Origin of the sequence: Pseudomonas sp. B20 (assembly GCF_020515755.1) — a bacterium.
GTDB classification, from domain to species: Bacteria; Pseudomonadota; Gammaproteobacteria; order Pseudomonadales; family Pseudomonadaceae; genus Aquipseudomonas; species Aquipseudomonas syringae.
On sequence record NZ_JAHPJG010000021.1, the window covers coordinates 21416 to 46277 of the forward strand.

At 57.4% G+C, this 24862-nt stretch carries 24 protein-coding genes; 3 read left to right on the forward strand and 21 right to left on the reverse strand.

The window, feature by feature from the left end; genetic code table 11:
• Positions 1-8 precede the first annotated feature (8 nt).
• Positions 9-989, forward strand: a complete 981-nt coding sequence (locus tag LIX91_RS19785; RefSeq protein ID WP_226489016.1) for an SdiA-regulated domain-containing protein — start codon at positions 9-11, stop codon at positions 987-989.
• 160 nt (positions 990-1149) lie between these two features.
• On the opposite strand, the gene glmS is transcribed toward LIX91_RS19785, so the two are convergent.
• The 21 genes from glmS to rpmH all read right to left on the reverse strand — a co-directional run bounded on the left by glmS (position 1150) and on the right by rpmH (position 21589).
• A complete protein-coding gene (glmS, locus tag LIX91_RS19790; protein WP_074955079.1) occupies positions 1150-2985 on the reverse strand; it encodes a glutamine--fructose-6-phosphate transaminase (isomerizing) in 1836 nt (611 codons plus the stop codon).
• A 9-nt stretch (positions 2986-2994) separates the two neighbouring features.
• On the reverse strand, positions 2995-3762 hold the full coding sequence (locus LIX91_RS19795; RefSeq protein WP_100073121.1) for a DeoR/GlpR family DNA-binding transcription regulator: 768 nt from the start codon (positions 3760-3762) through the stop codon (positions 2995-2997).
• A 332-nt stretch (positions 3763-4094) separates the two neighbouring features.
• A complete protein-coding gene (glmU, locus tag LIX91_RS19800) occupies positions 4095-5462 on the reverse strand; it encodes a bifunctional UDP-N-acetylglucosamine diphosphorylase/glucosamine-1-phosphate N-acetyltransferase GlmU (protein WP_226489017.1) in 1368 nt (455 codons plus the stop codon).
• A 125-nt stretch (positions 5463-5587) separates the two neighbouring features.
• Positions 5588-6013 (reverse strand): F0F1 ATP synthase subunit epsilon, encoded by a 426-nt coding sequence (locus LIX91_RS19805; protein ID WP_003413751.1) that lies wholly within the window; start codon positions 6011-6013, stop codon positions 5588-5590.
• Positions 6014-6056: 43 nt separating this feature from the next.
• Positions 6057-7436 carry a F0F1 ATP synthase subunit beta gene (gene atpD, locus LIX91_RS19810; RefSeq protein WP_002555982.1) on the reverse strand — a complete coding sequence of 460 codons (1380 nt, stop codon included), beginning with the start codon at positions 7434-7436 and terminating at the stop codon, positions 6057-6059.
• A 27-nt stretch (positions 7437-7463) separates the two neighbouring features.
• Positions 7464-8324 (reverse strand): F0F1 ATP synthase subunit gamma, encoded by an 861-nt coding sequence (gene atpG, locus LIX91_RS19815; RefSeq protein ID WP_003367855.1) that lies wholly within the window; start codon positions 8322-8324, stop codon positions 7464-7466.
• Positions 8325-8374: 50 nt separating this feature from the next.
• Positions 8375-9919, reverse strand: a complete 1545-nt coding sequence (gene atpA / locus LIX91_RS19820) for a F0F1 ATP synthase subunit alpha (protein WP_003315957.1) — start codon at positions 9917-9919, stop codon at positions 8375-8377.
• Positions 9920-9940: 21 nt separating this feature from the next.
• Entirely contained in the window at positions 9941-10477 is a 537-nt protein-coding gene (locus tag LIX91_RS19825; protein WP_003315956.1) for a F0F1 ATP synthase subunit delta, read from the reverse strand.
• 12 nt (positions 10478-10489) lie between these two features.
• Positions 10490-10960, reverse strand: a complete 471-nt coding sequence (locus tag LIX91_RS19830; protein ID WP_003315955.1) for a F0F1 ATP synthase subunit B — start codon at positions 10958-10960, stop codon at positions 10490-10492.
• Between the two features lie 57 nt (positions 10961-11017).
• Positions 11018-11275 (reverse strand): F0F1 ATP synthase subunit C, encoded by a 258-nt coding sequence (atpE, locus tag LIX91_RS19835; protein ID WP_002555987.1) that lies wholly within the window; start codon positions 11273-11275, stop codon positions 11018-11020.
• Positions 11276-11413: 138 nt separating this feature from the next.
• Complete coding sequence (gene atpB / locus LIX91_RS19840) at positions 11414-12283, reverse strand: F0F1 ATP synthase subunit A (RefSeq protein WP_003315954.1); 870 nt, start codon at positions 12281-12283, stop codon at positions 11414-11416.
• A 16-nt stretch (positions 12284-12299) separates the two neighbouring features.
• Complete coding sequence (locus LIX91_RS19845) at positions 12300-12707, reverse strand: F0F1 ATP synthase subunit I (protein ID WP_002555989.1); 408 nt, start codon at positions 12705-12707, stop codon at positions 12300-12302.
• A gap of 146 nt (positions 12708-12853) precedes the next feature.
• On the reverse strand, positions 12854-13726 hold the full coding sequence (locus LIX91_RS19850) for a ParB/RepB/Spo0J family partition protein (RefSeq protein WP_003315951.1): 873 nt from the start codon (positions 13724-13726) through the stop codon (positions 12854-12856).
• Positions 13727-13735: 9 nt separating this feature from the next.
• Entirely contained in the window at positions 13736-14527 is a 792-nt protein-coding gene (locus tag LIX91_RS19855) for a ParA family protein (protein WP_002555991.1), read from the reverse strand.
• Positions 14528-14545: 18 nt separating this feature from the next.
• Positions 14546-15190: a 16S rRNA (guanine(527)-N(7))-methyltransferase RsmG gene (rsmG, locus tag LIX91_RS19860; protein WP_003367844.1), complete on the reverse strand. Its 645-nt coding sequence runs from the start codon at positions 15188-15190 to the stop codon at positions 14546-14548.
• Positions 15187-17079: a tRNA uridine-5-carboxymethylaminomethyl(34) synthesis enzyme MnmG gene (gene mnmG, locus LIX91_RS19865; protein WP_226489018.1), complete on the reverse strand. Its 1893-nt coding sequence runs from the start codon at positions 17077-17079 to the stop codon at positions 15187-15189. The genes rsmG and mnmG overlap by 4 nt, the downstream gene beginning before the upstream one ends.
• A 576-nt stretch (positions 17080-17655) precedes the next feature.
• Entirely contained in the window at positions 17656-19026 is a 1371-nt protein-coding gene (mnmE, locus tag LIX91_RS19870; RefSeq protein WP_226489019.1) for a tRNA uridine-5-carboxymethylaminomethyl(34) synthesis GTPase MnmE, read from the reverse strand.
• Between the two features lie 78 nt (positions 19027-19104).
• Positions 19105-20796 (reverse strand): membrane protein insertase YidC, encoded by a 1692-nt coding sequence (gene yidC / locus LIX91_RS19875; protein WP_100073118.1) that lies wholly within the window; start codon positions 20794-20796, stop codon positions 19105-19107.
• Between the two features lie 2 nt (positions 20797-20798).
• On the reverse strand, positions 20799-21044 hold the full coding sequence (gene yidD, locus LIX91_RS19880; RefSeq protein ID WP_226489020.1) for a membrane protein insertion efficiency factor YidD: 246 nt from the start codon (positions 21042-21044) through the stop codon (positions 20799-20801).
• Positions 21037-21438, reverse strand: a complete 402-nt coding sequence (gene rnpA / locus LIX91_RS19885; protein WP_002551314.1) for a ribonuclease P protein component — start codon at positions 21436-21438, stop codon at positions 21037-21039. Before rnpA ends, yidD begins: the two co-directional genes overlap by 8 nt.
• A 16-nt stretch (positions 21439-21454) precedes the next feature.
• The gene (rpmH, locus tag LIX91_RS19890; protein ID WP_002551315.1) at positions 21455-21589 is read right to left on the reverse strand and encodes a 50S ribosomal protein L34; all 135 of its coding nucleotides are present in this window, start codon (positions 21587-21589) and stop codon (positions 21455-21457) included.
• Positions 21590-22173: 584 nt separating this feature from the next.
• Between rpmH and dnaA the strand changes: the two genes are divergently transcribed.
• Complete coding sequence (gene dnaA / locus LIX91_RS19895) at positions 22174-23709, forward strand: chromosomal replication initiator protein DnaA (protein ID WP_003437057.1); 1536 nt, start codon at positions 22174-22176, stop codon at positions 23707-23709.
• A 38-nt stretch (positions 23710-23747) separates the two neighbouring features.
• Positions 23748-24851, forward strand: coding sequence for a DNA polymerase III subunit beta (gene dnaN, locus LIX91_RS19900; protein WP_003421522.1), 1104 nt, complete (start codon positions 23748-23750; stop codon positions 24849-24851).
• Positions 24852-24862 lie beyond the last annotated feature (11 nt).

Genomic DNA, 24862 nt, shown 5'->3' on the forward strand with positions numbered 1-24862 from the left:
ATGAAGCCATGCAGCTGGAAACGATCAAGGCAAAGCGCCTGACGTGGTCGAACGTCGCTCGAAGGCAGGTATCACTCGCACAACTCGTACTGAGTGCAGGTGCTCTCGGGCTGCTGATCCTGGCCTACGCCGTGTCGACACACTTTCAGGTCCACCAGCAGCTGTACCAGTACAGTCGCACCTGGTTAAAGGGCAATACGGCAGCCGACAAGAATATCTGGCTGCCGGATTTCCATGTGGTTATCGACGCCAAACCACTTGCCCCGGACGTCGCCAATATCTCCGGGATCACCTACGACTACGACAATGACCGACTGCTGGCAGTAACCAACAAAGGCCCCATGCAGCTGCTGGCACTGGACGCGAACGGCGACATAATCGCCCGCTACCCGTTGATCGGTTTCGACGACACAGAGGGTGTGGCTTATCTGGGTAACGGTCGCATCGTGCTGTGCGATGAAGATCTCCAGCAACTGGACATCATCACGTTGCCGCCGCAAGCACGCCCCATCCACGTCGAGGAAGCTCAGTTCATTGCGCTACTGATCAACCCCAGTATTCATAACAAGGGATTCGAAGGCGTAACCTACGATCCCGCCAACGACCGCCTGTTCGCGATCAAGGAACGCGATCCACGGCAGATGTTCGAGGTTTCCGGCGTCCTGCGCTCCATCGATCAGGGCCGTTTGCAGATCAAAATTGCCGACCGGCTGGACTGGATCACGAAAAGTGTCGCTGCACGCGACCTTTCAGACGGCTACTACGAACCGCGAACCGGCCATTTGCTGCTGCTCAGCGACCAGTCGCACTCGATCACGGAACTGGACAGCAAGGGACGATTCGTCAGCATTCGATCACTGCTGGGGACCTTCTCCGACCTCAAGCACAGCGCCCCCCAACCCGAAGGCCTGACCATGGATCGCGCAGGCAACCTGTACGTCGTCAGTGAGCCGAATCTGTTTTACAAGTTTTCGAAAGTGCCGGAATAGGTAGTGAAGAAACCAGGCCTTGAGGGTGACTTTCGGGGAGTGGGGGGTAGGGACTGTTTTGGGAGTATCGCTGGTCGAGTTGATCAGCGAGTTGCGAGGGTTTATCCACAGGGGGTGGTTTTGAGTTTTGAAAAGCCAAAACCTCACCCCTGTGGATAACTCACTCCACCGTCACCGACTTCGCCAAATTCCGCGGTTGATCCACATCCGTCCCTTTCAGCACAGCCACGTAATACGAAAGCAACTGCAGCGGGATGGTGTAGAGAATCGGTGCAAGAGCATCGATGATGTGCGGCATGGCGATGACGTGGGTGCCTTCGCCGTTCTTCATGCCGGCTTGCTCGTCTGCGAATACGATCAACTCGCCGCCGCGTGCGCGCACTTCCTGCAGGTTGGATTTGAGTTTCTCCAGCAGTTCGTTGTTCGGTGCGACGGTGACGACTGGCATGTCGGCGTCGACCAGCGCCAGCGGGCCATGCTTGAGTTCGCCCGCCGGGTAGGCTTCGGCGTGGATGTAGGAGATCTCTTTGAGCTTGAGTGCGCCTTCCATTGCCACCGGGAACTGTGCGCCGCGCCCGAGGAACAGGGTGTGGTGCTTCTCGGCGAACAGTTCGGCGACTTTCTCGACCGTGCCGTCCATTGCCAGCGCTTCGCCGAGGCGGGTTGGCAGGCGACGCAGTTCTTCGACCAGTTGCGCTTCGACGCCCTCCTCCAGCGATCCCTTGACCTGACCCAGCGACAGGGTCAGCAGCAACAAGGCAACCAGCTGGGTGGTGAAGGCTTTGGTCGATGCCACGCCGATTTCCGGACCGGCCTGGGTCAGCAGGGTCAGGTCGGATTCCCGCACCAGTGAGCTGATGCCCACGTTACAGATCGCCAGGCTGGCCAGAAAGCCCAGTTCCTTGGCGTTGCGCAGCGCTGCCAGGGTGTCGGCGGTTTCACCGGACTGCGAGATCGAGACGAACAGGGTGTCCGGCTGAACCACTACCTTGCGATAGCGAAACTCGCTGGCCACTTCAACCTGGCAAGGGATGCCGGCCAGGCCTTCAAGCCAGTAACGCGCGACCATGCCGGCGTGGTAGCTGGTGCCACAGGCGACGATCTGAACGTTGCGTACTTTGGCGAACAGCTCGGCAGCCTGTGGGCCGAATGCGTGGACCAGCACTTGCTGCTGCCCCAGACGACCTTCGAGGGTGCGCTGTACGACCTTGGGCTGCTCGTGAATTTCCTTGAGCATGAAGTGGCGGTACTCGCCCTTGTCGGCGGCTTCGGCGCCTTCGTGGTATTGCACCACTTCGCGCTCGACCGACACCCCGTCGACGTTCCAGATCTGCACGCTGTCGCGACGGATCTCGGCGATGTCGCCCTCTTCCAGGTACATGAAACGGTCGGTGACCTGACGCAGCGCCAGTTGATCGGAGGCCAGGAAGTTTTCACCCAGGCCCATGCCGACAACCAGCGGGCTGCCACTGCGAGCGGCCAGCAGGCGATCCGGCTGCGCGGCATTGATGACCGCAAGCCCATAAGCACCGTGAAGTTCTTTCACCGCAGCCTTCAGGGCAACCGCCAGATCGGCGGTGTCCTTGAGCTTGTGGTGCAGCAGGTGGACGATGACTTCGGTGTCGGTATCGGATGCGAAGACGTAACCCAGGCCTTTCAGCTGTTCACGCAGCGCTTCGTGATTCTCGATGATGCCGTTGTGGACAACTGCCAGCGTGTTAGCCGAGAAATGTGGGTGGGCGTTACGCTCACACGGGGCGCCGTGGGTCGCCCAACGCGTGTGGGCGATGCCCAGACGGCCGATCAGCGGCTCGCCGGCAAGTGCCTGTTCCAGTTCACTGACCTTGCCCGAGCGACGACGGCGCTCAAGGATGCCTTCGTTGCTGAAGACTGCCACGCCCGCGCTGTCATAGCCGCGGTATTCAAGGCGCTTGAGGCCCTCGAGCAAAATGGCCGTGATATTACGTTCAGCAACGGCGCCGACGATTCCACACATGGTTATCTCCTAGCTGACAGCAGCACAAATCAGATTGATGCCGCGGGCCTGTATCTGATCGCGTGCCTCACTGGACAGGCGATCATCAGTAATAAGGGTGTGGATACTGCTCCAGGGCAGTTCCAGATTGGGGATCTTGCGACCGACCTTGTCGGCTTCGACCATGACCACCACTTCCCGGGCGACTTCCGCCATGACCCGGCTCAAGCCCAGCAGCTCGTTGAAGGTGGTGGTGCCACGCACCAGATCGATGCCGTCGGCACCGATGAACAGCTGATCAAAGTCGTAAGAGCGCAGTACCTGCTCCGCGACCTGCCCCTGAAAGGACTCCGAGTGCGGGTCCCACGTTCCGCCCGTCATCAACAGGACCGGTTCGTGTTCCAGCTCGGTCAGGGCGCGGGCAACATGCAGGGAATTGGTCATGACCACCAGGCCGGGTTGCTGGCCCAGCTCAGGAATCAATGCCGCCGTGGTGCTGCCGCTGTCGACGATGATTCTGGCGTGCTCGCGAATTCTGCAAACCGCAGCGCGGGCGATGGCCTGTTTGTAACGGGAAACCGGCTGACTGCCATCGCTTATAAGCTCATGGGGAAGCGACACGGCGCCCCCGTAACGGCGCAACAGCAGACCGTTAGTTTCAAGCGCAGCGAGGTCCTTTCGAATCGTAACTTCGGAAGTTTCAAAGCGTCTGGCCAAGTCGTCCACACTGACTTCACTTTGCTCGTTGAGCAGGGCGAGAATGTTGTGGCGACGTTGTGGTGTATTACGCTTCGACATGACAGCCTTAAGTTTCGTTTCGAAAGATAACGAAGGCAATCAAAACCTATTTTTGGGGTTTGGTCAAGGTTTCGGGATGGGGCGGCGCGATTTCTATCGGATACTCGTGACACCGGCTTTTGAGCCTGGGGTTTGACGCGCAGCGTCAGGAACGGCATTACCACGCTGGAGCGTGAGGAACGATAGGTGATCTCAAGATCATCGTACCCATGCTCCGCGTGGGTATGCAGTTCTGGACGCTCCGCGTCCTGGCTTGAGTGTCAGGTGTGGATAGTTATGGACGCGTGCCAATGTTGAGCTTGGCACGCGGGTCATCATGGACTGTGGATAACTCAGTCTTTCCCGATTTTCACCGGCCGCTTCCAGCCTTCGATGTTGCGTTGTCGAGCGCGGGCCACGCCGAGTTGTTCAGCTGGCACGTTCTGGGTGATGGTCGAACCGGCTGCAGTCGTCGCACCGTCCAAGATATCCACAGGCGCAACCAGAGAGTTGTTGGAACCAATGAAGACGTCTGCACCCAACGTGGTCTTGTGCTTGTTGGCACCATCGTAGTTACAGGTAATGGTGCCGGCACCGATATTGGTGCGTGCGCCAACTTCGGCGTCGCCCAGGTACGTCAGGTGGCCGACCTTGGCACCCTCGCCGAGGTTCGCATTCTTGAGCTCGACAAAGTTACCCACATGCGCCTTGGCACCCAGCACGCTGCCTGGTCGCAGGCGTGCAAACGGACCTGCGTCACTGCCCTCACCCAGAATTGCGCCTTCGATGTGGCTGTTGGCTTTAACGACGACACCCTTGCGCAAGGTGCTGTCCTTGATGACGCAGTTCGGACCGATGACCACGTCATCCTCGATCACGACCTTGCCTTCGAGAATCACATTGATATCGATCAGCACGTCGCGCCCGACAATGACTTCACCGCGCACATCGAAGCGTGCAGGGTCGCGCAGGGTCACGCCAGCCGCCATCAGACGACGGGCTTCACGCATCTGGTAATGACGCTCCAGCTCGGAAAGCTGCTTGCGATCATTGGCGCCCTGCACTTCCATCGCGTCGTGGGGTTGCTCTGTGGCAACCACCAGGCCGTCATTAGCCGCCATGGCGATCACGTCGGTGAGGTAATACTCACCCTGGGCATTGTTGTTGGACAGCCGCCCCAGCCAGTCAGCGAGATGAGCGGCAGGCACCGCGAGAATTCCGGTATTGCCTTCGGTGATAGCCTTCTGCGCATCGCTCGCGTCTTTATGCTCGACGATGGCACAGACACGATTCTGATCGTCGCGAACGATACGGCCGTAACCGGTTGGGTCATCCAGCGTAACGGTCAGCAGACCCAGTTGCTGCGGGTTAACCAGTTCGAGCAGGCGAGAAAGCGTCTCCACTTCGATCAACGGTACATCGCCATAAAGGATCAACACGGTGTCAGCCGTCAGCGCGGGCAGCGCCTGAGCAACCGCATGGCCGGTACCGAGTTGCTTGTCCTGCATCACGAAATTCAAGTCATCGGCTGCCAGTTGTTCACGCACGGCATCAGCGCCGTGGCCGATCACGACGTGTATTCCACTTGGGGATAACTGACGTGCGCTGTGGATAACATGACCCAGCATGGAATTGCCGGCCACGGGGTGCAGAACCTTCGGCAGCGCGGAACGCATCCGGGTACCTTGGCCAGCAGCGAGAATAACGATATCGAGAGACATGATAGGACTACCAACTGAGCGGCAACCGGACCGAAGACGGGCTGACTTGAAAGAGGAAATCTGAAAAAAGAAAAAGGGTAGCCGAGGCTACCCTTTTTCTCAATCGCGCATCGAGTGCAGCAGGGTTAGCCGCCGAACTTCTTGCGAATTTGCTGAACGGTGCGCAGCTGAGCTGCAGCCTCGGCCAGACGAGCAGTTGCAGATCCGTAATCGAAATCTGCGCCCTTCTCGTTCAGGGCCTTCTCTGCAGCCAGTACGGCCGCCTGAGCAGAAGCTTCATCCAGGTCGGCAGCACGTTGCACAGTATCGGCAAGCACCTTGACCATGTTCGGCTGAACTTCAAGGAAACCACCGGAGATGTAGAACACCTCGGCTTCCCCACCCTGCTTGATCAAGCGGATCGGGCCCGGCTTCAGATCAGTGATCAGCGGCGCGTGGCCTGGAGCGATACCGATATCACCCAGGTTGCCGTGCGCAATCACCATCTCGACCAGACCGGAGAAGATTTCCCCTTCCGCGCTGACGATGTCGCAATGGACTGTCATAGCCATTTGCTTGCCTCAACCTAATAGCGCCCGTTGCCGGGCGCCGGGATTACAGTTTCTTGGCTTTCTCGATCGCTTCTTCGATGCCGCCGACCATGTAGAACGCTTGTTCTGGCAGGTGGTCGTAGTCACCGTTGAGGATGCCTTTGAAGCCAGCAATGGTGTCTTTCAGGGAAACGTATTTACCCGAAGCACCGGTGAAGACTTCTGCCACGAAGAAAGGCTGGGACAGGAAGCGCTGGATCTTACGAGCACGGTTAACCAACTGTTTGTCGGTCTCCGACAGCTCGTCCATCCCCAGGATCGCGATGATGTCTTTCAGCTCTTTGTAGCGCTGCAACACGTACTGAACGCCGCGAGCGGTGTCGTAGTGTTCCTGGCCAATGACGTTCGGGTCCAGCTGGCGCGAAGTCGAGTCCAGTGGATCTACCGCCGGGTAGATACCCAGGGAGGCGATGTCACGGGACAGTACGACGGTGGCGTCCAAGTGGGCAAACGTGGTCGCTGGCGATGGGTCAGTCAAGTCATCCGCTGGTACGTATACGGCCTGGATCGAGGTGATCGAACCATTCTTGGTGGAAGTGATGCGCTCTTGCAGAGTGCCCATCTCTTCAGCCAGGGTCGGCTGGTAACCTACTGCGGAAGGCATACGGCCCAGCAGTGCGGATACTTCGGTACCGGCCAGGGTGTAACGATAGATGTTGTCGACGAACAGCAGAACGTCGTTACCTTCGTCACGGAACTTCTCGGCCATGGTCAGGCCGGTCAGTGCTACGCGCAGACGGTTACCCGGCGGCTCGTTCATCTGACCGTAGACCAGTGCCACTTTGTCCAGAACGTTGGAGTCCTTCATCTCGTGGTAGAAGTCGTTACCCTCACGAGTACGCTCACCCACACCGGCGAACACGGAATAACCGCTGTGCTCGATGGCGATGTTACGGATCAGTTCCATCATGTTTACGGTCTTGCCGACACCGGCACCACCGAACAGACCGACTTTACCGCCCTTGGCGAACGGGCAGACCAGGTCGATAACCTTGATGCCGGTTTCCAGAAGGTCGTTGCCGCCTGCCTGCTCAGCGAAGGACGGTGCAGGACGGTGAATGCCCCAGCGCTCTTCGGTGGCGATCGGGCCTGCTTCGTCGATCGGGTTGCCCAGCACGTCCATGATCCGGCCCAGCGTCGCTTTACCGACCGGTACGGAGATGGCTGCGCCAGAGTCTGTTACTTCCAGACCACGCTTCAAGCCCTCGGTGGAGCCCATCGCAATGGTACGAACCACGCCGTCGCCCAGCTGCTGCTGAACTTCCAGGGTGGTTCCTGCCGCGCTCTGAACTTCCAGCGCGTTGTAGATACTCGGTACGCTATCGCGTGGGAATTCCACGTCGATCACGGCGCCGATGATTTGAACGATACGTCCGCTACTCATTAGCTGGTTCCTCTAATATTTGAACCGTTAAACCGCGGCAGCGCCGCCGACGATTTCCGAGATCTCTTGGGTGATCGCTGCCTGACGCGCCTTGTTGTAGATCAGCTGCAAATCGCTGATCAAATCACCGGCGTTGTCTGTGGCGTTCTTCATCGCGATCATCCGCGCTGCTTGTTCAGCTGCGTTGTTCTCGACCACCGCCTGGTACACCTGCGATTCCACGTAGCGAACCATAAGGCCGTCTAGCAGCTCTTTGGCATCGGGTTCGTAGAGATAGTCCCAGTGGTGCTTGAGCCCTTGATCCGGGGTTGCCACCAGCGGAATCAATTGCTCCACTGTTGGTTGCTGGGTCATGGTGTTGATGAACTTGTTGGATACCACGGACAGGCGATCAATACGGCCATCCAGGTAGGCATCCAGCATCACCTTGACGCTGCCGATCAAGTCGTTGATCGACGGCTCTTCGCCCAGGTGGCTGATCGCAGCGACGACGTTACCGCCGAAGTTGCGGAAAAATGCCGCACCTTTGCTGCCGACCACGCACAGATCGATCTCTACACCGTTTTCACGGTTCACCGCCATGTCCTTGACCAGAGTCTTGAACAGGTTGGTATTCAAGCCACCACACAGACCACGGTCACTGCTCACTACGACATAACCGACGCGCTTAACAGGGCGCTCGATCATGAACGGGTGGCGGTACTCCGGGTTGGCGTTTGCCAGATGACCAATCACCTGACGAATGCGCTCCGCGTAAGGACGGCTAGCAGCCATGCGCATTTGAGCCTTGCGCATTTTGCTGACCGCCACTTTTTCCATGGCGCTGGTGATCTTTTGCGTGCTTTTGATGCTCGCAATCTTGCTGCGAATCTCTTTTGCGCCTGCCATGTAACACCTATCAGGTTAGCAAGCGGGAGCCTTGCGGCCCCCGCTGCGGCTTACCAGGTTTGGGTGGCCTTGAACTTCTCGATGCCGGCTTTCATGCCAGAATCGATTTCGTCATTGAAGTCACCCTTCACGTTGATCTTCGCCATCAAATCGGCGTGATCGCGGTTGAAGTAAGCAATCAGCGCTTGTTCAAAGCTGCCGATCTTGGTGATTTCGACGTCAGTCAGGAACCCACGCTCAGCGGCATACAGCGACAGCGCCATGTCAGCGATCGACATTGGTGCGTATTGCTTCTGCTTCATCAGCTCGGTAACGCGCTGACCATGCTCAAGTTGCTTGCGGGTCGCCTCGTCCAGGTCAGAAGCGAACTGGGCGAATGCCGCCAGTTCACGGTACTGAGCCAGAGCGGTACGGATACCACCGGAAAGCTTCTTGATGATCTTGGTCTGAGCGGCACCACCCACACGGGATACCGAAACACCGGCGTTCACAGCCGGACGGATGCCGGAGTTGAACATGGCCGATTCCAGGAAGATCTGACCGTCGGTGATGGAAATCACGTTGGTCGGAACGAACGCGGAAACGTCGCCAGCCTGGGTTTCGATGATCGGCAGTGCGGTCAGGGAACCGGTTTTGCCGGTCACTGCGCCGTTGGTGAACTTCTCTACGTACTCTTCGGAAACACGCGATGCGCGCTCCAGCAGACGGGAGTGGAGATAGAACACGTCGCCTGGGTAAGCTTCACGGCCTGGTGGACGGCGCAGCAGCAGGGAAATCTGGCGGTAAGCCACTGCTTGCTTGGACAGATCGTCATAAACGATCAGCGCGTCTTCACCGCGGTCGCGGAAGAACTCGCCCATGGTGCAACCCGAGTACGGTGCAAGGAACTGCAGCGCAGCGGATTCGGAAGCACTTGCAGCCACGACGATGGTGTTAGCCAGTGCGCCGTTTTCTTCGAGCTTGCGAACAACGTTGGCGATGGTCGATTGCTTCTGACCGATCGCTACGTAGACGCAGAAGATGCCGCTGTTCTTCTGGTTGATGATTGCGTCGATGGCCAGAGCGGTTTTACCGATCTGACGGTCACCGATGATCAGCTCACGCTGGCCACGGCCGACAGGAATCATGGCATCGACAGCCTTGTAGCCAGTCTGTACAGGCTGGTCTACCGACTTACGCCAGATCACGCCTGGAGCAACTTTCTCGACCGCATCGGTCTCGGTGTTGTTCAGCGGACCTTTGCCGTCAACTGGGTTACCCAGTGCATCGACAACGCGACCCAGCAGTTCCTTACCCACCGGAACCTCGAGGATGCGGCCAGTGCACTTGGCGCTCATGCCTTCAGCAAGAGTCGTGTAAGCGCCCAGTACAACGGCACCCACGGAGTCTTGCTCAAGGTTCAGCGCCATACCGTAGACGCCGCCCGGAAACTCGATCATTTCGCCGTACATTACGTCGGCCAGACCATGAATCCGCACGATACCGTCAGACACGCTGACGACTGTGCCTTCGTTACGGGCTTGGGAGGTTACATCGAGCTTGTCGATGCGACCCTTGATGATTTCACTTATTTCGGAAGGATTGAGTTGCTGCATTGCTCTGCTGCCCCTTCAAACTCAAGATTTCAATGCTTCGGCTAGTTTCGCGATCTTGCCACGAACTGAGCCATCGATAACCAGGTCGCCGGCGCGGATGACGACACCCCCTATAAGAGAGGCATCCTCCGCAGCATGCAGGCGCACTTCCCGGCCGAGCCGTGCACTGAGAACCTTGGCGAGTTTGTCTTGCTGTTCTTGGTTCAATGCGAAAGCACTGGTGACATCCACATCGACCGATTTTTCCTGCTCGGCCTTGTACAGGTCGAACAGTTCGGCGATCTCCGGCAAGAGCGGGAGGCGGTCGTTTTCAGCAACGACGTGAATGAAATTCTGTGCCTTGGCATCGAACTTTTCGCCACACACTTCAATAAAAGTGGTGGCCTTTTGTGCGCTCGTCAGTCGCGGGGCCTTGAGCATGCGCTGCATGGTGTCATCTTGTGACACCGCAGCAGCCAGGCCGAGCATGGCTGACCAATTGGCCAGCTGCTGGTGGGCCTGCGCATGCTCGAAGGCCGCCTTCGCGTAAGGTCGGGCCAACGTGGTCAGTTCTGCCATGATCGCCCTCGCTTAAATTTCAGCAGCCAGTTTGTTAACCAGCTCCGCGTGCGCGTTTTGATCGATTGTGGCACCCAGGATCTTCTCTGCGCCATTGACTGCCAGGCTACCCAACTGGGCGCGCAAGGCGTCTTTGACACCGTTCAGTTCCTGCTCGATCTCGGCATGAGCCTGAGCCTTCACACGGTCAGCTTCAACGCGTGCCGTTTCACGGGCTTCGTCGACAATCTGAGTACCGCGTTTCTTGGCTTGCTCAATGATCTCGGCTGCTTGAGCTTTAGCTTCGCGCAGTTGTTGACCCGCTTTTTCTTGGGCCAGCTCCAGGTCGCGAGCTGCTCGGGAAGCAGCGTCCAGTCCATCCGCGATCTTCTTCTGACGTTCGTGCAAAGCCGCGATGACCGGAGGCCACACGAACTTCATGCAGAAAATCACAAAAATGAAGAACGCAACGGACTGGCCAATCAGGGTTGCATTAATGTTCACGCCAACACCTCGCTCGTTCGTTGTCCATCACACCAATCAACTCGAAAATTCGAGTGATCAGCCAGCGAGTTGACCAACGAAGGGGTTCGCAAAGGTGAAGAACAGAGCGATACCAACACCGATCATGGTCACGGCGTCGAGCAAGCCCGCAACGATGAACATTTTAACTTGCAGCATTGGAACCATTTCCGGCTGACGCGCTGCGCCTTCCAGGAACTTGCCGCCCAACAGGCCGAAACCGATTGCAGTACCCAGTGCGCCCAGGCCGATCAACAGTGCAACAGCGATAGCGGTTAGACCAACTACAGTTTCCATCTTTCCTCCCGACTTTTACGTCGTATTGGTTAGGTTTTTTTAATTGAAGCGGTAAAACAAAATCGTTTCTACATCAGCCCTTGCGGGCACCGCCTCGCCACTGGCGAGACGGTCATCAGACGCGTCCTGAGACGAATCTCAATGGTTATCTTCGTGAGCCATCGACAGGTAGACGATGGTCAGCATCATGAAGATGAACGCTTGCAGGGTGATGATCAGGATGTGGAACACAGCCCACGCCCACTGCAGCACTACACCCAGACCGCTGAGCCACAACAGACCGCTGCCGAACATCACGGCGATCAGAATGAAGACCAGCTCGCCAGCATACATGTTGCCGAACAGACGCAGAGCCAGGGAAATCGGCTTGGCGATGAGCGTCACGAATTCCAGCAGGAAGTTGACCGGGATCAACAGCGCCTGAACGAACAGGTTCTTGCTGCCAAACGGGTGAAGGGTCAGCTCGCCGATGAAACCGCCGATGCCCTTGACCTTGATGCTGTAGAAAATGATCAGTGCGAACACGGACAGGGCCATGCCCAGCGTGGCGTTCGGGTCAGTGGTCGAAACGGCACGGAACGGAATGTGCGAGTCACCCGAAATCATCATTGCCAGCTGTGGAATCCAGTCCACCGGTACCAGGTCGACCGCGTTCATCAGGAATACCCAGACGAAAATGGTCAACGCCAGTGGCGCGATGACCGCGCTGCGGCCGTGGAAGCTGTCCTTCACGCTGCCGTCGACGAACTCGACCAGAACTTCGACGAAGTTCTGCAGTGCGCCAGGCTGACCGGAAGTTGCCTTCTTGGCCGCCATGCGGAAGATCAGAACGAAAATCAGACCCAACGCAACCGACCAGCCGAGGGTATCGACGTGGAAGGCCCAGAAACCCATTTCCTTGGCTTCCGCTGCGGTGTGGGCAAAGCCCCATTCGCCATTGGGCAGGTGCCCGAATGTAAGGTTCTGCAAGTGGTGCTGGATATAGCCCGAAGCTGTTTGCTCTGCCATGGTTGCCTCAAACGCCCTAAGGTCTCGAAAGTCTTGTTCTCGTAAGCAGGGGAGCGAACCAGTTGACCACCTGGATCAACATGAACACGCCGAATACAGCCAGCGGCGCCAAAGGCTTCACACCTGCGAACGTCAATGCAAAAAGCACTGCCGTGAAAATCAGTTTGCCTGCCTCGCCGGCGTAGAACGACCGAACGATGGCTTGCGCTGCTCTGGCCCCGGAAAACCGGAATGCCTTGTGAGCAAAGTATAAATTGGGTAGCCAGGCTATCAGGCCTCCGCAGAGTCCCGAATATCCTGCAACGACTCCTTGCCACTGCCACAGCACCAATGCGGCCATGAGCAGCACGATCAATTGAGCCAGCAAAAGCGGGAAAACCGCTAGGCGATAGAACGGCAAGCGGTCTGGCATGCGGGATTCCATCGCAACTGCTCCTTTGATGTCGGTCGCCATAATCAATAACTTGGCATAATTTGTGCCGACAAAATGCGCGCAGAGTATAGGGGCGGTTAAGCCCCTATTCAACAGTCGGGTAGTGATTTCCGACTATACGCTACAGAGCAATTGTTTCAGCGGATGTGAGCGAGCACTCCCTGAAGCTCGTCCAGCGAGTTGTAACGGATGACCAATTGCCCTTTGCCCTTCTGACCGTGACGAATCTGCACCGCAGAGCCCAGACGCTCGGCCAGGCGCTGTTCGAGGCGGCTGATGTCCGGGTCGGTCTTCACCGGCTCGGCGGCCTCTGCCTTGCCACTCAGCCACTGCCTGACCAGTGCTTCGGTCTGGCGCACGGTAAGCCCGCGTGCGACAACGTGTCGCGCACCTTCGACCTGCCGATCTTCGCCCAATCCGAGCAAAGCACGCGCATGGCCCATTTCCAGATCGCCATGAGACAGCATGGTCTTGATGGCCTCCGGCAGGGCAATCAGCCGTAACAGGTTGGCGACACTGACTCGCGACTTGCCGACGGCATCAGCCACCTGCTGCTGGGTCAGTTGAAACTCCTGCTGCAAGCGCTGCAGCGCCATGGCCTCTTCGATCGGGTTGAGGTCCTCACGCTGGATGTTCTCGATCAGCGCCATCGCAATCGCGGTTTCGTCCGGTACATCGCGGACCATCGCCGGTATCGTCTCGACTCCCGCCTGCTGGCTGGCACGCCAGCGACGCTCGCCCGCGATGATCTCGAAGCGGTTGTCACCGATAGGACGCACCACGATCGGCTGCATCACGCCCTGCGACTTGATCGACTGCGCGAGTTCTTCGAGTGCCTGCGGGTCCATGTCACGGCGCGGCTGGTACTTGCCGCGCTGGATCAGGTCCAGCGGCACATGCTGCAACTCACTTGGCGGGGCCTTGACGGCCTGTTCTTCCAGCGAACTGACGGTTGGACTGCTCAGAAGTGCGTCCAACCCACGTCCGAGACCTCGTTTCTTGACGGCCATGGGAATTCCTTAGGTTGGCTGAGCGGTTTTTGCGCCGCGACGTTGACGACGAACCAGTTCACTTGCCAGGGCCAGATAGGCCAGCGCACCGCGAGACGACTTGTCGTACGCCAGCACGGGCATGCCGAAACTCGGTGCCTCGGCCAGGCGGATGTTCCTCGGTATCACGGTGTCGTACAGCTGCTCGCCGAAGTGTTCCTTGAGCTGCGCCGAAACGTCGTTGATCAGGCTCAGCCGCGGATCATACATGGTGCGCAGCAGGCCTTCGATTTTCAGCTGCGGGTTGAGCAGTTCAGCGATGCGCTTGATGTTATCCACAAGGTCACTGAGACCTTCGAGTGCAAAGTACTCGCACTGCATGGGGATAATTACGCCGTCTGCCGCGACCAGTGCGTTCAGGGTCAGCATCGACAGCGAAGGTGGGCAATCGATGAGAATGTAATCGTAATTCTCGCGGATAGGCGCCAGCGCATTGCGCAGACGACTCTCTTTCATCTGCATTTCCAGCAGAACCACTTCGCCCGCCGTAAGATCACGGTTGGCCGGAAGCAGTTGATAACCACCGTGCTCGGAAAACTGCATGGCCTCGCCCAGATCGCATTCGCCGATCAACAGGTCGTAGACGGAGTTTTCCAGGTTGTGTTTATCCACACCGCTGCCCATGGTCGCATTGCCCTGGGGATCGAGATCGATCAGCAGCACACGGCGCTTGGTCGCGACCAGCGACGCGGCGAGGTTGATGCATGTGGTGGTCTTGCCGACCCCACCTTTCTGGTTCGCTATCGCGAATACCTTAGCCATTCTTGCTTGTGTTCCCAGTCATGCCGTGCGGCGCAGTATCAGCAGATGGCGTTGGCCTTGGCAACCCGGAACGGTCAAGGCGTGTGCGCTATCGAGGTGAAAATCCGAGGGCAATGCTACCAGCTCATCGTCAGGATGCAGCCCTTTCATTGCCAGCCAGCGTGTATTGACGTCGCCCATGTGACGCGTCCAGCCGGTGAAGTCTTCCAGGCTGCTGAACGCACGGGAGATGATTCCGTCGAATGGCACTTCGGGCTGATAACTTTCTGCACGGCTGTGGATAACTTCAAGATTATCCAGTTTCAGCTCAAGTTTGACCTGGGTCTGAAACCGGGTTTTCTTGCCATTGCTGTCCAGCAGCGCCACTTTGCGCTCCGGAAACAGGATAGCCATGGGAATGCCGGGCATCCCTCCGCCGCTGCCGACGTCGATCCAGCGCGTACCTTCGATGAAGGGCACCACACTGAGACTGTCGAGCAGATGCCTCGATACCATTTCGTCCGGGTTACGTACCGCAGTCAGGTTGTAGGCCTTGTTCCACTTGATCAACAACGCCAGATACGCCAGCAATTGCTCGTGCTGTGCCGGGCTGAGGTCAATCCCCAATTCCCGGGCACCGGTGGATAACTCTTGGGCGTGTTGCGGGGTGACCATAGAACTCAAGCGCTTTGCTCCAACTGACGGCCCGCGCCGCGTTTTTTCAAATGGATCATCAACAGCGATATCGCTGCAGGCGTGACGCCGGGGATGCGCGATGCCTGTCCGAGTGTTTCCGGACGAGTTATCCCCAGCTTGCTCTGGATTTCTTTCGACAGGCCGGAGATCGCGGCGTAGTCGATGTCTTCCGGCAGACGGGTGTCTTCACTGGCGCGCAGACGGGCAATTTCGTCCTGCTGGCGATCAATGTAACCGGCATATTTTGTCTTGATCTCGACCTGCTCGGCGACCTGCGGATCGATGCAGCCCTGGCCAGTGATTGAAATCAGGCTGGCGTAATCGATTTCCGGACGGGTCAGCAGGTTGAGCAAATTGTATTCGTGGGTCAGTGGCGTGCCAAAGTGTGCAGCAATCGCATCGCCCTGCTCGGTACCGGGACGCACCCAGGTACTTTTCAAACGCTGTTCTTCCAGCTCGATGCTTTCACGCTTGGTGCAGAACGCAGCCCAGCGGGCGTCGTCGACCAGGCCCAGTTCGCGGCCCTTCTCGGTAAGTCGCAGGTCAGCGTTGTCTTCGCGCAGGATCAAACGGTATTCGGCCCTGGAAGTGAACATCCGGTAAGGCTCTTGCGTACCAAGGGTGATCAGGTCGTCGACCAGAACGCCGATGTACGCTTCATCGCGACGCGGGCACCAGCTGTCTCGGCCCTGTGCGCGCAGCGCGGCATTGGTCCCGGCCAGCAAACCCTGGGCACCGGCCTCTTCGTAACCGGTCGTGCCGTTGATCTGGCCGGCGAAGAACAGACCGCCGATGACCTTGGTTTCCAGGCTGTATTTCAGATCACGCGGGTCGAAATAGTCGTATTCGATGGCGTAACCAGGGCGAACGATGTGTGCGTTCTCCATGCCGCGAATCGACTGGACGATCTGCAATTGCACGTCGAATGGCAACGACGTGGAAATACCGTTCGGGTACAGCTCGTGCGTGGTCAAACCTTCCGGCTCGATGAAGACCTGATGGCTTTCCTTGTCTGCAAAGCGGTGGATCTTGTCTTCGATCGACGGGCAGTAACGTGGACCAATACCTTCGATCACACCCGAATACATCGGCGAGCGATCGAGGTTGGACGCAATGATTTCGTGAGTCCGTGCGTTGGTGTGCGTAATCCAGCAACTGACCTGCGGCGGATGCTGTTCCTTGTTGCCCAGGAACGACATGACCGGGATCGGTGTGTCACCTGGCTGCTCGGTCATCACCGAGAAATCCACAGAACGCCCGTCAATGCGTGGTGGGGTCCCGGTTTTCAGGCGGCCGACGCGCAGCGGCAGTTCACGCAGTCGTTGCGCCAGTGCGATCGAGGGAGGATCACCTGCCCGACCGCCCGAGTAATTTTGCATACCGATGTGGATAAGTCCGCCAAGGAACGTACCTGTGGTCAACACCACGGACTCGGCAAATATGCGCATACCCATCTGGGTCACGACGCCGCGCACTTGATCCTGTTCGACGATCAGGTCATCGCAGGCTTGCTGAAATATCCACAGATTCGGCTGGTTTTCCAGGGTTTCGCGGATGGCTGCTTTGTACAGCACGCGATCAGCCTGTGCACGGGTGGCTCGTACGGCCGGCCCCTTGCGGCTGTTCAGCACGCGGAACTGGATACCGCCCTTGTCAGTAGCCATGGCCATGGCACCGCCCAAGGCGTCGATTTCCTTGACCAGATGGCTTTTACCGATACCACCGATGGCCGGGTTGCAACTCATCTGGCCGAGTGTTTCCACGTTGTGGGTCAGCAACAGGGTTTTGACACCCATACGTGCCGACGCCAGTGCGGCCTCGGTACCGGCATGACCGCCACCGATGACGATCACTTCAAAACGGGAAGGGAAATCCACCACGCACCTCGTGCCTGTTGTCGATGAGAAATTGGGATAGCTGACAAGTATAGGGACTTACCCCACCTGAATGAAACCCGTTGGACAAAATTTAACCAGCTGTGGAAAACTCGCGAATAAAGAAAATAAAAAGGAAAGAGAGTTTATAAAGCCTTGTTTTTATGTTTATTCTTACTGAGCCACCTTTCTGTGGATAGATCGCCACAGGCCTTTATTTTCAATGTGTACAGAGATTCAAAAGTCTGTGTTCATGTAGGAATGAGGGGGTTGGATAACCGTCTTGAACCTGTTGATAAGATAGCCACTTGTCCACAGGGGGATTTATCTTCAGGTTTGCACCCTGCTTACCCACCGACCTGAAGGGCAGTTATTCACAGGGCTTAATCCACAAAAAAGCGGCTATTCAGCAAAAATCAGGCACAGAAAATCCCTCCCTCGGGCATGTCTGCTCGTCAAATTCAGGTGTCGAGGCAAAATTAAAGGAGGAAATGGCCGAGTATGTGGATAACGCTGCCGCTGAAAGAGGCGTCTTGTGGTGCTTGAAGGCATGACCCAGGGCGGGCCATGCCAGGAGGTTTACTTACCAATGCAGAAGCTGGAGAAGATTCTGCCAAGCAGGTCGTCGGAACTGAATGCGCCGGTAATCTCGCCAAGCGCTTGCTGTGCCTGACGCAGGTCTTCGGCTAGCAGCTCTCCAGCGCCCGCCAGGGTGAGTTGAGCCCTGCCGTGTTCCAGCGAGTCACTGGCATGGCGCAGCGCCTCAAGGTGGCGTCGACGCGCGCTGAAGCTGCTTTCCGAGGTTTGTTCATAGCCCATGCAGGCCTTGAGATGATCGCGCAGCAGTTCAAGCCCTTCGCCACCAGACCTGGCGCTCAGGCTGATGGTGACATGGCCATCAACGCTGGTCTGCAGATCGACGGGGTCTCCACTCAGATCTGCCTTGTTGCGTATCAGCGTGACTTTCGACGGGTCCGGGCGCTGCTCGAGGAATTCGGGCCACAGTGCAAACGGGTCTGCTGCCTCCGGCGCGGTCGCATCCACCACCAGCAGAATCCGGTCAGCTTCGCCGATGGCCTTGAGTGCGCGCTGCACGCCGATCATTTCCACCTGGTCTTGAGTATCCCGCAGCCCTGCAGTGTCGACGACGTGCAAGGGCATTCCATCTATGTGGATATGTTCACGCAGTACATCGCGGGTTGTGCCGGCGATCTCGGTGACAATTGCCGCCTCCCTGCCCGCCAGAGCGTTCAGCAGACTGGATTTGCCCGCATTGGGACGTCCGGCAATCACCACGGTCATGCCGTCGCGTAACAAGGCACCCTGCCCGGCTTCACGCAGCACTGTGGATAACTCGGCACGCACGTCATCGAGCATGTTCAGAACGTGGCCATCGGCAAGGAAGTCGATTTCCTCTTCGGGGAAGTCGATTGCAGCCTCTACGTAGATACGCAGACTGATCAATTTCTCGGTCAAGTTATCCACACGCCGCGAGAAAGCGCCCTGCAGTGAGCGCAGTGCATTACGCGCTGCCTGTGCAGAACTTGCCTCGATCAGGTCGGCAATCGCTTCTGCCTGGGCAAGATCGAGTTTGTCATTGAGAAAGGCGCGCTCACTGAACTCGCCTGGACGAGCCAGTCGGCTGCCCAGTTGCAGGCAGCGTTGCAGCAGCATGTCCAGAACGATGGGACCACCGTGACCCTGAAGTTCCAGCACGTCTTCGCCGGTGAATGAGTTAGGTCCCGGAAAATACAGCGCGATGCCTTCGTCGAGTACCTGTCCGGCATCGTCGACAAAGGGGCCGTAGTGGGCAAATCGGGGCTTGAGGGTCCGGCCGATAATGGCTTCGGCGGCCTTGCCCGCCAGAGGACCTGACACCCGGACGATACCGACACCGCCACGCCCTTGGGCTGTGGCGATGGCGGCAATGGTTTCACGAGGAACGTTCATGCTCCGGCTCCCGGGCAAATGACGGATAGCAAAACGCCCCACGAGGGGGCGTCTTGTAGAACTTATTCACAGGTTAGATCAGGCAGCTGCTTTCTTGGTAGCCGCTTCGATCTTGCGAGTGATGTAAGCCTGCTGAGCGATCGACAGGGTGTTGTTCACAACCCAGTACAGAACCAGACCGGCAGGGAACCACAGGAAGAAGAACGTGAAAATGATCGGCATCATTTTCATGACCTTGGCCTGCATCGGATCCGGCGGAGTCGGGTTCAGACGCTGCTGAATGAACATGGTCGCGCCCATGATGATCGGCAGGATAAAGAACGGGTCCTTGATCGACAGGTCGGTTATCCACAGGATCCATGGTGCCTGACGCATTTCCACGCTTTCCAGGAGTACCCAGTACAGCGAAAGGAAAACCGGCATTTGCACAAGAATCGGCAAGCATCCACCCAACGGGTTGATCTTCTCTTTCTTGTACAGCTCCATCATTGCCTGGGACATCTTCTGACGATCATCGCCATGCTGCTCTTTCAGCAATGCAAGCTTCGGAGCCACTGCGCGCATACGTGCCATCGACTTATAGCTGGCTGCGGAGAGCGGGAAGAACAGGCCTTTGATCAGCATGGTCAGAACGATGATCGACCAGCCCCAGTTACCGAGAATGGCGTGGATATGTTGCAGCAGCCAGAAGATAGGCTGGGCAATGAACCACAGGAAACCATAATCGACGGTCAGCTCCAGGCCTGGGGATAACTCTTTGAGTACCGCCTGGCTTTTCGGACCTGCGTACAGGGTGGCACTGGTTTCACCTTGTGCACCAGGTGCAACCGACAGAGTCGGACTGGTGAAGCCGATGATGTAGTTGCCCTGGCTGTCTTTGCGGGTCTGAACGGCGTTGGTTGCGTTGTGATCCGGAATCCACGCAGTCACGAAGTAATGCTGCAACCATGCAACCCAACCGCCCTGGACAGTTTCCTTGACCTGGCCCTTGTCGATATCTTTCATCGACACTTTCTTGTACGGCTCGGCCGCAGTCCACAGGGCAGCGCCCAGATAGGTAGCGGTGCCGGTAGCAGTCGTCGAAGAAGGATCGGAGCTGGCATCGCGCTTCAATTGCGCGAACAGATTACCGGACCAGGGTTGTGCGCTCTGGTTATCCACAACGTAAGTCATGACCAGGTCGTACAGACCACGCTTGAAGGTGAAGCGCTTGATGTAATTGACGCCGTTTTCCGAGAATTTCAGATCCACGACCATCGTGTCCTGGCCGTCAGCCAGTTGATAAGTCTTTTGTGTGGAGGTGTAAACCGGACGACCGGCAGCGCGTGCATCAGGACCATTGGTCCCGGTCAGGCCGCTTTGTGCCAGAAAAGTACGCTCGCCGCCGTTGTCGAACAACTGGAACGGAACGTCAGGACGATCCTGACGACGCGGGTACAGAGGCAAACGAAGCTGAACGACGTCGCCACCCACCGGATCGATCGCCAGATCGAGCACATCGGTCTTGACGTGGATAAGGTCTTTGCTGGCTACGGCCGGAGTTTCAAGAGGTGCTGCAGCCGTATTGGCCGTAGCGTTTGCGCTTGGAACATCGGCACTTGCAGAACCATTAGTACCAGCGGCCGTATCCGGAATACCCGGTGCGGCGGTGCTGGCTGCAACATTCTGGGTCGGCATGGCAGCCTGGCCATAGTCTTGGTTCCATTTCAGAACCCCGACGTAGGTCACGATTGCCAGGGCGACGATCAGGATCGTGCGTTTAATATCCATGATTACTCGGCCATCGAAGAAGAACGGGAGGTGGGGACAGCTGGAACCGGGTCATAACCACCGGGATTCCATGGGTGACAGCGACCAAGACGACGAATTGACAGCCAGCCACCGCGCGAAAGGCCATGATTTTCGATGGCTTCATACGCGTAGCAGGAGCAACTGGGGTAGAAACGACAGTGACTGGCCATCAGCGGGCTAATGGCATAGCGATAGAACTGGATCGGAACGAGTGCCAGTTTACGCATCTGGACTGTCTACCCCTGCAGGTTCGGATTTTTCTTCCGGAATGGGTCGGCTACGCGCCAGACGTTTCCAGAGCTTGCCGAAATGCTGAATCAGTTCAGGGTTTTCTACGTCACCCAAGCCTTTACGCGCGACGATCACGATATCCCAACCGACCAAACTGTCTTGGTGTTGGCGAAATGATTCGCGCATCAGGCGTTTCAAACGATTGCGCTCGACGGAGAGCTTCACGCTCTTTTTACCTATCACAAGCCCCAGACGGGGATGATCGAGGTCGTTGTTGCGCGCAAGGAGCAGGAGATTTTTCCCCGGAACCTTGCCGGTAGGGGAGTCAAAGACTGCCTTGAAATGCCGGGGAGTGAGCAAACGCTTTTCCCGACTGAAGTCTCGACTCACCTCCTGTGCCGATTTATCAAACTGCCAGACGCTTACGGCCTTTGGCACGACGACGCGAAAGAACTGCGCGGCCGTTTTTGGTGGCCATGCGTGCACGGAAACCGTGGGTGCGGGCGCGCTTGATAGTGCTGGGTTGGAAAGTACGTTTCATGGCGTGTTACCTGGTTCGTCCACTACGGGCCGGAATGGCCCCCGTTTTAAGAGACCGGGGATTCTAGAGAAAGCGGGCCCGCAGGTCAATTTCCAACCAGCTTTTCTTCATAGGCGTCTTTTTATAGCTGAACGTCCTCTTCCTCTCATTCACCGCTACCCTAATCCGCTCCGGTTATAGAAATAAAAAGAAGAGAGTATTTAAAGCTTCTTTATAAAGCTTATAACTCTTACGCAGAGATTTTCTGTGGATAACAGCTCACAGCCCTTGTTATTCAATGTGTACAGAGGTCAGAAAGGTTGTCGAGAAACGGTGCCCTGCCTGTGCCGGACCTTCGGAAAAGCTGTGCATGGAACGCTGTTTTATCCACAGGCGAGTTATGCACAGAGTTCAAGCCTGACTTATGCAATGGGCTGAAGATGGGTTATCCACAGAGCTTACGCGTTGACCGTTTGTCGTGAGGTTCATGCATAAATCGTTGATTTATAGCTCTCTGTGATCAAGCTACATGTGGATAAGTCGCCTCTGGGTCGTTACAATGGCGGCTGTTTTTGCCTCACCGGCTTTCAACTCAGGGGATATCCGTGTCAGTGGAACTTTGGCAGCAGTGCGTGGAGCTTTTGCGCGACGAGCTGCCTGCCCAGCAATTCAACACTTGGATCCGTCCGCTACAGGTCGAAGCCGAAGGCGACGAGTTGCGTGTGTATGCACCCAATCGTTTTGTTCTCGACTGGGTCAACGAAAAGTACCTTGGTCGTCTGCTCGAGCTTCTTGGCGAACACGGTCAAGGCATGGCCCCTGCTCTTTCCTTATTAATAGGAAGCAAGCGCAGCTCCGCACCCCGTGCCGCTCCGAATGCGCCATTGGCCGCTGCAGCCTCCCAGGCGCTGTCTGCCAATTCGGTCAGCAGCGTCTCGGCACCGGCTCCTGCCACGGCGGCGCCAGCTGCTGCCGTAGCGACGCCGGCACCGGTCCAGAACGTTGCAGCACACAACGAGCCGTCGCGTGACAGCTTTGATCCGATGGCGGGTGCCAGCTCGCAACAAGCGCCCGCTCGCGCAGAACAGCGCACCGTCCAGGTAGAAGGTGCGCTCAAGCACACCAGTTACCTGAACCGTACGTTCACGTTCGAGAATTTCGTTGAGGGTAAGTCCAACCAGCTGGCACGTGCTGCCGCCTGGCAGGTTGCCGACAACCCCAAGCATGGCTACAACCCGTTGTTCCTTTATGGCGGTGTCGGTCTTGGTAAAACTCACTTGATGCATGCTGTGGGTAACCACCTGCTGAAGAAGAATCCGAACGCCAAGGTCGTGTACCTGCATTCGGAGCGCTTCGTTGCGGATATGGTCAAGGCGTTGCAGCTCAATGCAATCAACGAGTTCAAGCGCTTCTACCGCTCAGTCGATGCGCTGCTGATCGATGACATCCAGTTTTTTGCTCGCAAGGAACGCTCGCAGGAAGAGTTTTTCCACACGTTCAACGCGCTGCTGGAAGGCGGGCAACAGGTCATTCTGACCAGCGACCGCTATCCCAAGGAAATCGAAGGCCTTGAAGAGCGACTCAAGTCGCGTTTCGGCTGGGGCCTGACAGTTGCCGTCGAGCCTCCGGAGCTGGAAACCCGCGTCGCGATCCTCATGAAGAAAGCAGATCAGGCCAAGGTCGATCTGCCTCATGACGCAGCGTTCTTCATTGCCCAGCGAATTCGCTCCAACGTCCGTGAGCTGGAAGGTGCGCTCAAGCGCGTCATCGCTCACTCGCACTTCATGGGCCGCGACATCACCATCGAGCTGATTCGCGAGTCGCTGAAGGACTTGCTGGCGTTGCAGGACAAGCTGGTCAGTGTGGATAACATTCAGCGCACCGTCGCCGAGTACTACAAGATCAAGATCTCCGATTTGTTGTCCAAGCGTCGTTCCCGCTCTGTCGCCCGGCCTCGCCAGGTCGCGATGGCGCTCTCCAAGGAACTCACCAACCACAGTCTTCCGGAAATCGGAGATGTGTTTGGTGGCCGTGACCACACGACTGTCTTGCACGCATGCCGAAAGATCAACGAGCTCAAGGAATCCGATGCGGATATCCGCGAGGACTACAAGAACCTGCTGCGCACTCTGACTACGTGATAACGCCAGTGCAGCTCATCAAGGCAAGGGACTAGACCATGCATTTCACCATTCAACGCGAAGCCCTGTTGAAACCCCTGCAATTGGTCGCCGGCGTCGTCGAACGCCGCCAGACCTTGCCGGTTCTTTCCAATGTTCTCCTGGTCGTCGAAGGTCAGCAACTGTCGCTGACCGGTACGGATCTGGAAGTCGAACTGGTTGGCCGCGTCCAGCTGGAAGAGCCTGCCGAACCTGGAGAGATCACGGTTCCTGCGCGCAAGCTCATGGACATTTGCAAGAGCCTGTCGAACGATGCGCTCATCGACATCAAGCTCGACGACTCGAAACTGATCGTCAAGGCCGGTCGTAGCCGCTTCACCCTGTCGACTCTGCCTGCCAATGACTTCCCAACCGTCGAAGAAGGTCCGGGCTCGCTGACGTTCACTCTGGTGCAGAGCAAACTGCGCCGCTTGATCGAGCGCACCAGCTTTGCAATGGCCCAGCAGGACGTTCGTTACTACCTCAATGGCATGTTGCTGGAAGTAAGCGCCGGTATCTTGCGCGCAGTGGCTACCGACGGCCACCGCCTGGCCATGTGCTCGATGTCTGCCGATATCGAACATGCCGATCGCCATCAGGTGATCGTTCCACGTAAAGGTATTCTCGAAATGGCGCGCCTGCTGACCGAGCAAGACGGCACGGTCAGTATCGTTCTGGGCCAGCATCATATTCGTGCGACCACTGGCGAATTCACCTTCACCTCCAAACTGGTGGATGGCAAGTTCCCCGACTACGAGCGCGTGCTGCCTAAAGGTGGTGACAAGCTGGTGCTCGGTGATCGTCAGGCACTGCGTGAGGCGTTCAGCCGTACGGCGATTCTGTCCAACGAGAAGTACCGCGGCATCCGTCTGCAACTGGCCAGCGGTCAATTGAAGATTCAGGCCAACAACCCTGAGCAGGAAGAAGCAGAAGAAGAAATCAGCGTCGAGTACAACGGTGATTCGCTGGAGATTGGTTTCAACGTGAGCTACCTGCTCGACGTGCTGGGCGTCATGACCACCGAACAGGTGCGCCTGATCCTGTCCGACTCCAATAGCAGCGCCCTGGTGCAAGAGTCCGATAACGACGACTCCGCCTACGTTGTCATGCCGATGCGTCTGTAACTTCATGTCCA